We start from the raw sequence: 8,541 nt of genomic DNA, 5'->3' as shown, positions 1-8,541 counted from the left end.
AACCGGAATATGGGTAAACTGATTTCAAATCGGCACCAAAATATTTGCGCCACAAACCCACCCGTTATTGACCTTCGTGGCGAGAATGACTAATTTAACCGGACACTACTGGCTTCGAATTTATCCATTGTATCGGCGGCACTGTGCGGACTTTTAAGGGCAATAAGCCCCTCCGCAGCTGAAGCAAGCGTCGAGAGCGCGAGCAGCAATATGAAAAGTACGCGTGACAACAATTTCATGACAACCTCCTGTTAACAGTGATCAATGACTATTCAAACAACCGTGCGGATTCATATCCAGTAATTCCCCTGCCACACCCCGCGCACGAAATCGAGTTTTACTCGTCTCGGCGCAACCTTGCGCACATTCAGTGTATTGAGCCCGATCTCGGGTTGCCGCCCCAGTCGGTCGGCGACTTCAAAGGAACAGGCGGAGGAGGTGACGGATCGGAAAAAGAAAGCGAGTTTGTCGCCGACCGCGATGGTATCGCGTTGCGGTGCCGTTTCGTGGAAATGGACGAATTTCTTCACCAGACAGGAGAAATACAGTTCCAGTTCAACCACCAGCGGGCGCGTTCTACGCGCCAGTTCCCGGGCGGCAGCAGGACTCCATTCAACGGATACTAACCTTCCGTTGATCTCGATCCTGCTGCGGCAGGCAGCATTCATCTTCCCTCCCTACAACACATGGGGGGCAACCGCTTCCACCATGGACCCAATGAGGTCAGGATCACTGTCCGGCGCGAGCACGTTGGCATCCCCCATCTCGCCGGTCATCTCCAGCACCAAGCCATCGGGCGACTGGTGCAGACGCGATTCGCCACCGCAGGCACGGCAATAGAGAGCGTCGCCCGCATGTTGACTGCGCCGCTGCGCGACCGGTGCATGACAGGTGGGACAGGAGAGCAGCGGCATCCCGGGCTCACTGTGACCGACGATATGTGCCAGTGCGGCAGAGTGGCCCAAGGATAGGAACTGCTGCGCCAGGGAGGCATCGAACTGGCTGCCGCTTCCGCCACGAATGATGTCCAGGGATTTCTCGACGCGCATCCCCTTGCGATAGGAACGGGTGCTGGTCATGGCGTCGAAAGCATCGGCGATACCAACGACGCGCGCGACTTCCGGGATCACTTCACCCGCCAGCCCGCGCGGGTAACCCTGTCCGTCCGGGCGTTCGTGGTGGCCGATCACAGCCTCCAGCGCCAGACCGGCCAGCGGGTGTCTGACCAGCAAATGGCCGCCCACCGTCGGATGCGTCTTGATGACCTCGTATTCAGCTCCGGTCAATTGCCCGGGTTTGTTCAGGATGGCATCGGGCACGCCAACCTTGCCGAGGTCGTGCAGAAACCCGCCAATCTCGCATAGTGCGGCAGCGCGTTGCGACAACCCCGCCTGCTGCGCCAACAGCTTGGCGAATTGTGAAACCCGCCACAGATGGCCGCCGGTGTAGGGATCACGTGCTTCAACGACCATCGACAGGGCCAGCAATGAATTCAATAATGATTCTTTTTCAGACATCATTCCCTCCTTCAATAACGGCTCGTCAACAGCACCAGCCAGTCAGGCATTGCGCGTACCAGCCAGTGCTCGAAAGATTTGTCCGCGCCGGAAACCACCGCAAGCCCCACCACCACTAACGCCGCCCCAAAAAATTTACGCGCGACACGTCCCGCCACCTGGAGATAGTCGCGCCAGCGGTTCAGCATGTGCCGCGACAACAGGCCCAAGGCGATGAGCGGCAGGGCAGCCCCCAGGCTAAACACCCCCATCACGGCAGCCACTTGCGCCAGTGCCTGTCCCTGGCCCGCAATCGTGATCGCCACTCCCAGAGTCGGCCCGACGCAGGGTGTCCACACAATCCCTAGCAGCAGCCCCAACAGAAACTGCCCCCACAGGCCTTGCGGATTGAATTTCTCCAGCATCGCCGGACCAATGCCGATACGCCCCAACCCAAGGGTCAAGGCTGTCTGCACTCTAGCCGACAGCAGCCATGCGCCAAATAACAGAAGCAAGCACCCGCCAACCAGCCGTAATCCCTGTGCATCCCATCCGACCACGCCGCCCAGGGCTCCCAGCGCCACCCCGACCGTGGCGAACGACAACATCAACCCGCCCGCCAATGCAATCGCTCCCAGACGATGCTCACTGGTCGCCGCACCCAGCAAAATCGGAAGGAGCGGCAACACACACGGCGAGAGGGTGGTCAATAGACCCGCCAGCAACGCCAGGCCATAGCTGCCAGCACTTAATTCCATGTCAATTCAGTCTTACTGTGCGTTGCGTAACAATTCGGCAATCAGCACCGGATCCGTTTCCGCAACCGAACGGGCAACTTCCCGTCCCGCCTTGAATACGATGAGCGTGCTTTGATAACGCACCCCGAGCGCATGCACTGCCGCTTTCTGGTTGTCATAATCCATGCGCAATACCGTCACCCTGTCGAACTTATGGGTCGCAAGCAAATCGCGCAATACCAAATCCTGGGCACGGCAGGTGCTGCACCAGTCGGCATGAACCGCTACCAGCACCGGCGTCCCAGCCCGGTTCAGGGCGTCGAGCTTTTGCCGGGAATACGGCTCGCCCACCGCCTGGACGGCCAGCGGGAGCAGCAAAACGAATGACGCAAACACGCGTTTCAATGTGACCACGTTCCCTCCTTGGGCTAAATGAAAAGTTAACCCTTCGTCGTTAGCGCGGATTAATCATTACATTCGCCCGCAGTAGTTTGTAAGATTTGTCCTTGTCATGCGACCAAGCGAACGTCACCCTGGAAATTAAAGTGACGCTTTCTCACTTTCAGAATTTAACGGCCCAATCCTATTTAAGGAGATTTAGATGAAATACAACAAATTACTCAATGCCCTCATTGCCTCGGGCGTATTGACCCTGTCGGCGGGCGGAATGGCATTTGCAGCACCGGCCAATCCCTGTGCGGCGAAGATGAACCCCTGTGCGGCGAAGATGAACCCCTGTGCAGCGAAGATGAACCCCTGTGCAGCGAAGATGAACCCCTGTGCAGCGAAGATGAATCCCTGTGCAGCGAAGATGAATCCCTGTGCAGCGAAGATGAATCCCTGTGCAGCGAAGATGAATCCCTGTGCAGCGAAGATGAATCCCTGTGCAGCGAAAATGAATCCCTGCGCAGCGAAAATGAATCCCTGCGCAGCTAATCCTTGTGCTGCCGGTGATCGCGTGAATCCGAAGGATGTGATGCGCCCGAAGAACTACAAGCCGTATAAGGGCAACAAGGCTGCGTTGGTCCGTTATGGCAAAAAGCTGTTCAGTGACACCAGCTTGAGCAGCAACGGTATGTCATGCAATACCTGTCACGTTGAAAATGCCGCGTTCCAGGATACCTTCGCCCAGCCCTACCCGCATTACGTGCAGATGACGCATGACCGCGCCGGTGTCAAGGCGGTGCATCTGGATGAGATGGTGCAGTTCTGTATGGTCGTGCCGATGGCCTCCAAGCCACTCGCGTGGAATGGCAAGAAATTGGCGGCCTTGACAGCCTATTCCGCCTCCCTGCAATCCGGGTTCAAGCCGGGTAATGCAGGTGCCAATCCGTGTGCAGCCAGCAATCCGTGTGCAGCCAAAAATCCGTGCGGTGCAAAGAAAATGAATCCGTGTGCCGCGAAGAACCCGTGCGCGGCAAAAATGAAAAACCCTTGTGGTGCGCGCTGGTAGGTCAACCGCGGCTACGTTTTCCTGCAGTTGCCCTCTCACCCGTCGCAGTCAGACGGGTGTTTTTTCGTATGGAGTGACAGGCAGACATCGCAAAAATTCAAAGCGCCCGCGCAATCGGACTTGAAGAGTCTGGGGTCAGGTCTTGCATTAGCGCATTTGTCATGCCCGTTTATCGGACGCGCAAGGACTAACCTCGCAAGCCACTCAGGTAGGCCTGTGTCGCCTCGTGTTGCGGGGTTTCGAACAGCGCCTGACAAGTGCCGAATTCCACCAGTTTGCCGACCCGCTCGTTCATCCAGAAGAACGCCGCATAGTTGGCCACGCGTCGCGCCTGCGCCAGATTGTGGGTGACGATGACTACGGTATAGCGGTTGCACAGGCTGCGGATCAGTGTTTCCACCGTTGCCGTTGCCAATGGGTCGAGCGCGCTGCACGGTTCGTCCATCAGCAAAATTTCCGGCTCCAGCACCAGCGCGCGGGCGATGCACAGGCGTTGTTGCTGGCCGCCGGACAAGGCGAGTGCCGGGCTGTCGAGACGGTCATGCACTTCGTCCCACAGCCCCACCTGTTTCAGCACGCGCTCGATCTTTACCGCGATGACCTCGCGTTGGCGGACACCGTGCTCCCTCAAGGGCAATTCCAGATTGCGGCGGATGGAAAGCGGGAACGGATTGGGTTTCTGGAAGATCATGCCGACCTTGCGCCGCAAGGTTTGCACCGGCACGGCAGTATCCGCGATGTCCGCGCCGTCTATATGGATGCTGCCGCGCACCGCACAGGCCGGAATCAGGTCGGTCATGCGGTTGAGCGCGGAAAGAAAGCTGGTCTTGCCGCAACCGGAAGGGCCGATCAACGCGGTGATGCAGCCCTTGTTGATGTCCAGGCTCACCCCCGACAAAACGACTTTCCCCGCGTAAGACACCGCCAGATCGCGCACCTCGATGTGCGGTTGTGGCACGCAACAGGGCGCGCCCTGCTGCACTTCGCCCAGGGTATAAGTAGCACAAAGAGGTTGTGAAGTGGTCATGACAGCTGGATCCTGTTGTGTAAAAAGTGCCGCGAAAGCGTGGTGGATGCCCCGTTGATGATCAGCAATGCCACCATCAACACCAGTGCCGAAGCGTAAGCGGCCTGATCGCCACCGCTTACGTTCATGGACAAATCGTAGATGTGCACGGACAGCGCGCGCCCGGAATCGCTTAGTGCTTCGGGCATCCGATCCACATAGCCGCTGGTGAAGATGAGCGCGGCCGTTTCCGCCAGCGCGCGACCGATACCCAGCATCAAGCCCGCGCTGATGGCGGGCGCGGCGGCGGGGAGCAGCAGATGCCACAACGTCGTGCTGCGCGACAGGCCCAATGCCGATGCGCCCTGCCGCCATTCCACCGCCACCGCCGACAGCCCGGATTCGCTCAGGCGGATGAAGATGGGCAGCACCATGCAGGCCAGCGTCAGGCCACCCGAGAGGATGGAAAATCCCAGCCCCAGCCAGATGCAGAAGAACGCGTTACCGAATAGTCCAAAGACAATGGAAGGCACGCCCGACAGGGCATCCAGGCTGATGTTGACGAAACGCCTGAAACGGCTTTGCGAACGGGTGAACTCGCTCAAATAGATAGCCGCGCCCAAGCCCAGCGGCACGGCAACCCCCAGCGCGACCAGCAAGATCAGCAGGGTTGCAACCAAAATTGGCAGGATGCCGCCGGCACGTCCCGCATCCATCGGTTCAGCCGTCAGAAATTCCCAGTCGAGTTTGCCGATGCCGTGCCAAACGATGTCCGCCAGCATCCAGCAAAACACCCCCGCCAACAGCACCATCGCCCCCCACACTGCAACGGTGAGCAGGCTGTCGGCCAGTGCGATACGACGTGTCATCTGTATTTCCCCGCCATGCGCGCCGACCACAGTGCCAGCGCGATGACCAGTCCCAACAGCAGCAAACCCGTGTCAAACAGCGCTGCGCGATGCACCCCCGTGGCGTAGGGCATTTCCAGCGCGATGTTGGCGGTCAGCGCACGCACGGGATCGAACAGCCCCGCTGGCATTTGCACCACATTGCCCGCCACCATCAACACCGCCATGGTCTCGCCCAGGGCGCGCATCAGCGCGAGGATCACCCCCGCAAAGATGCCCGTACGCGCCGCCGGCAAGGCTATCCCCCACACGATGCCGCGCTGCGACAAGCCCAGTGCCGCGCCGCCATCCAGCAATGATTTGGGCAGTGCCGCCAGTGCCGCTTCGCTGCTGGCGGCTATGGTCGGCACGATCATCAGGGTCAGCACCAGCGTGGCCGCCAGCAGGCTGACCCCCGGCGCTTGCCACATCGCCAGCAGCGGCACCAGCGCCGTCAATCCCCACAAGCCGAACACCACCGAGGGAATGCCAGCCAGCAGCACCAGCATGTAGCGCGTTGGTTCAACACACCAGACGGGCGCATAAAAGCGCACGAACACGGCGCTCGCCACGCCCAGCGGCAGCGCCAGCAACAACGCGCCCATCCCCAGCGCCAGGGTCGCCGCCAGCATGGGCAACAGGTTCAGTTGCCCGCTGGCGGGATACCAGCCTTGTGCTTGCAGGCCGCGCCAGCCTTCCGCGCTCAACACCGGCCAGGATTCGCGCACCAGCAAGCCCAGCACCAGCAGCAACAGCAGCCCCGCCAGCAGCGCGCTGCCTTTCGCGTAGGAGGCCAGCAGCGTGTCAGCGCGCCAGCGGAATGAAGTATTGCGCATCAATCAGATCATGCACGGTCGCCGACTGGGCGAACTCGATGAAGGTTTTGACGAGTCCGACTGGCGGTGTTTTGGTGACCAGATTGAGCGGACGCGACAAGGGGAATTGTCCGTTGCGCACGTTTGCCACGCTGGCCGCCACACCGTGCAGGGGCAGCAGGCGTATCGGTGTGCCGTGCGCGGCCTCGTATTCTGCCGTGCCGATGGACACGTAACCGATCGCATCGGGATTGGCCGCGACAGTCTTGATGCCCTGCTGGTTGTCGCCGATCACCACCTGGGCGCGAATCTCGGGATTGTTGAGTTTGAAGTAGTGCAGGAACAATTCCAGCGTGGAGCGCCCTTCCGCCTTGTTGACCACCACGATCTTGCGCGCCACACCGCCGACTTCGCTCCACTGCGTCACTTTGCCTGTGTAGATGGCGCGCACCCGATCATCGCTCAAGGCGGAGATGGCGTTGCTGTTGTGCACGATTAGCGCCACGCCATCCAGCGCGATGGCATGGCCGTACAAATCCGCCTCTTCCGGCTTGAGTGCGCGCGATACCATGCCGATGTCCGCCAGTCCCGCACGCGCATCGCTGATGCCGCGCGACGAACCGCCGGTCTGCACATCCACCCGCACCCCTGGATGCAGGCGTTCAAAGCGTTTGCCGATTTCCAGTGCCAGCGACGCGACGGTGCTGGAACCCGTCAGCACCAGTTTCTCTGCCTGCGCGGTACCCAGGTTGAAAGCCAGGCTGATTGCAGCCAGTCCGCAGAGAATTTTTCTCATGAAACCTCCGGGCGTAAAGATGCTCATCAGTCGGTCAACTTTGCCGATTCTTACGGACAACCTGCGATCAACTGTGACCATCGTTTATCCCGCGCAGGCTGAAAAAAGTGGAATCCAACATTTCGTAAAATGGACGAAAATGGAGGACGAAGATGGAACGGATACCGAAGGGGATTTACACGCCGGACTTTCGGGTGGAGGCGGTAAAGCTGGTGGAAAAGGAAGGGCTGTCGGTGGATGGGGCGGCGAAGCGACTGTCAGTGCCGAAGAGCAGCCTTGGCAACTGGGTACGCGCTTCGCGCAAAAGGAAACTGACAACGGTTGGGCAGGGGCAGCGCGCGCCGACGGAAATGGAAGTTGAGCTGGCGCGGTTACGCAAGGAATTGGCAGAGGTGAAATTGGAGCGCGATCTGCTAAAAAAATGTGCGGCGTATTTCGCGAAGGAGTCGCGGTGAGATACGCCCGGATTGAGGAGTTGCGACAGCATCATCCCGTAGCGACGATGTGCCGGATTCTGGAAGTCTCGGAAAGCAACTATCACGCCTGGCGCCAGCGGCCACCCTCGGCGCGCCAGCAAGAGAACCTGAGGCTGGAAACCGAAATCAAGGCGGCACACCCGCGGACGCGCGAAACCTATGGGCCGGAGCGCCTGCAATCCTACCTCTCCGATCATGGCATCCAGACGAGCATCCATCGCATCAAGCGGATTCGCACGCGACTCGGATTGCGCTGCAAGCAGAAGCGCAAATTCAAGGCAACGACGAATTCGAACCCTGCGCTACCGCTGGCGCCCAATCTTCTGGATAGGCAATTCAAGGGGGCGGCACCGAATCGGGCCTGGGTAACCGACATCACCTATGTTGCCACGGACGTAGGCTGGCTCTATCTTGCCGGCATCAGGGACTTGTTCAACGGCGAACTGGTGGGCTACGCCATGTCTGAACGGATGACGACCAACCGAGTGTCACAGGCACTCTTCCGTGCCGTTGCGGCTAAGCGACCGGGGAAGGGGCTGATCCACCACGCTGACCGTGGCAGCCAGTACTGCGCTTATACCTACCAACAGCAGTTGCAGCCATTGGGCATGCCGGTCTCCATGAGCCGCAAGGGCGACTGCTGGGACAATGCGCCGATGGAGAGTTTCTGGGGATCCTTGAAAAACGAGCTAGTGCATCACCGTCGCTTTGTAACGCGAGAGCAGGCCAAGCGGGAAATCACCGAATACATCGAGATCTTCTACAACCGCATGCGAAAGCAGGCTCGACTTGGCTATCTCTCGCCTGCCGCTTTCAGCCAGCAGTACTATGCAAAACAGATGGCCGCTTAACCCGTTGGACTCTACGGTTGACGA

At 59.6% G+C, this 8,541-nt stretch carries 10 protein-coding genes; 2 read left to right on the top strand and 8 right to left on the bottom strand.

The genetic code is table 11. From position 1 onward, the window contains the following. Positions 1-290: 290 nt before the first annotated feature. Genes ACKTSJ_RS10780 through ACKTSJ_RS10765 form a run of 4 tightly spaced genes read right to left on the bottom strand, consistent with a single transcriptional unit; the run spans position 291 to position 2,647 of the window. Positions 291-668: a hypothetical protein gene (locus tag ACKTSJ_RS10780; RefSeq protein WP_407900113.1), complete on the bottom strand. Its 378-nt coding sequence runs from the start codon at positions 666-668 to the stop codon at positions 291-293. Between the two features lie 9 nt (positions 669-677). Further along, positions 678-1,517: an HD-GYP domain-containing protein gene (locus tag ACKTSJ_RS10775; protein WP_407900111.1), complete on the bottom strand. Its 840-nt coding sequence runs from the start codon at positions 1,515-1,517 to the stop codon at positions 678-680. A gap of 11 nt (positions 1,518-1,528) precedes the next feature. Next, entirely contained in the window at positions 1,529-2,254 is a 726-nt protein-coding gene (locus ACKTSJ_RS10770; RefSeq protein WP_407900109.1) for a cytochrome c biogenesis CcdA family protein, read from the bottom strand. A gap of 12 nt (positions 2,255-2,266) precedes the next feature. Further along, positions 2,267-2,647: a thioredoxin family protein gene (locus ACKTSJ_RS10765; RefSeq protein WP_407900108.1), complete on the bottom strand. Its 381-nt coding sequence runs from the start codon at positions 2,645-2,647 to the stop codon at positions 2,267-2,269. A 187-nt stretch (positions 2,648-2,834) separates the two neighbouring features. Between ACKTSJ_RS10765 and ACKTSJ_RS10760 the strand changes: the two genes are divergently transcribed. Then, positions 2,835-3,686, top strand: a complete 852-nt coding sequence (locus ACKTSJ_RS10760) for a c-type cytochrome (RefSeq protein ID WP_407900106.1) — start codon at positions 2,835-2,837, stop codon at positions 3,684-3,686. Between the two features lie 187 nt (positions 3,687-3,873). Here ACKTSJ_RS10760 and ACKTSJ_RS10755 read toward each other — a convergent pair whose 3' ends face one another. The 4 genes from ACKTSJ_RS10755 to ACKTSJ_RS10740 are packed head-to-tail and all read right to left on the bottom strand — an operon-like array spanning position 3,874 to position 7,190. Further along, entirely contained in the window at positions 3,874-4,713 is an 840-nt protein-coding gene (locus tag ACKTSJ_RS10755; protein WP_407900104.1) for a phosphate ABC transporter ATP-binding protein, read from the bottom strand. Next, positions 4,710-5,561 carry a phosphate ABC transporter permease PstA gene (pstA, locus tag ACKTSJ_RS10750; protein ID WP_407900102.1) on the bottom strand — a complete coding sequence of 284 codons (852 nt, stop codon included), beginning with the start codon at positions 5,559-5,561 and terminating at the stop codon, positions 4,710-4,712. Before pstA ends, ACKTSJ_RS10755 begins: the two co-directional genes overlap by 4 nt. Next, a complete protein-coding gene (pstC, locus tag ACKTSJ_RS10745) occupies positions 5,558-6,415 on the bottom strand; it encodes a phosphate ABC transporter permease subunit PstC (RefSeq protein ID WP_407900100.1) in 858 nt (285 codons plus the stop codon). The genes pstA and pstC overlap by 4 nt, the downstream gene beginning before the upstream one ends. Continuing rightward, positions 6,384-7,190, bottom strand: a complete 807-nt coding sequence (locus tag ACKTSJ_RS10740; protein WP_407900098.1) for a phosphate ABC transporter substrate-binding protein — start codon at positions 7,188-7,190, stop codon at positions 6,384-6,386. Before ACKTSJ_RS10740 ends, pstC begins: the two co-directional genes overlap by 32 nt. A 152-nt stretch (positions 7,191-7,342) precedes the next feature. Here ACKTSJ_RS10740 and ACKTSJ_RS10735 point away from each other — a divergent pair. After that, a protein-coding gene (locus ACKTSJ_RS10735; protein ID WP_407900096.1) for an IS3 family transposase occupies positions 7,343-8,517 on the top strand; the annotation gives its coding sequence in 2 pieces (ribosomal slippage) (positions 7,343-7,604 and positions 7,604-8,517; 1,176 coding nt in all). The last annotated feature ends 24 nt before the right edge of the window (positions 8,518-8,541 follow it).

The sequence above is a fragment of the Ferrigenium sp. UT5 genome, from assembly GCF_045866295.1.
Classification (GTDB): Bacteria; Pseudomonadota; Gammaproteobacteria; order Burkholderiales; family Gallionellaceae; genus Sideroxyarcus.
This window is presented reverse-complemented; position numbering and strand designations above follow the sequence as displayed.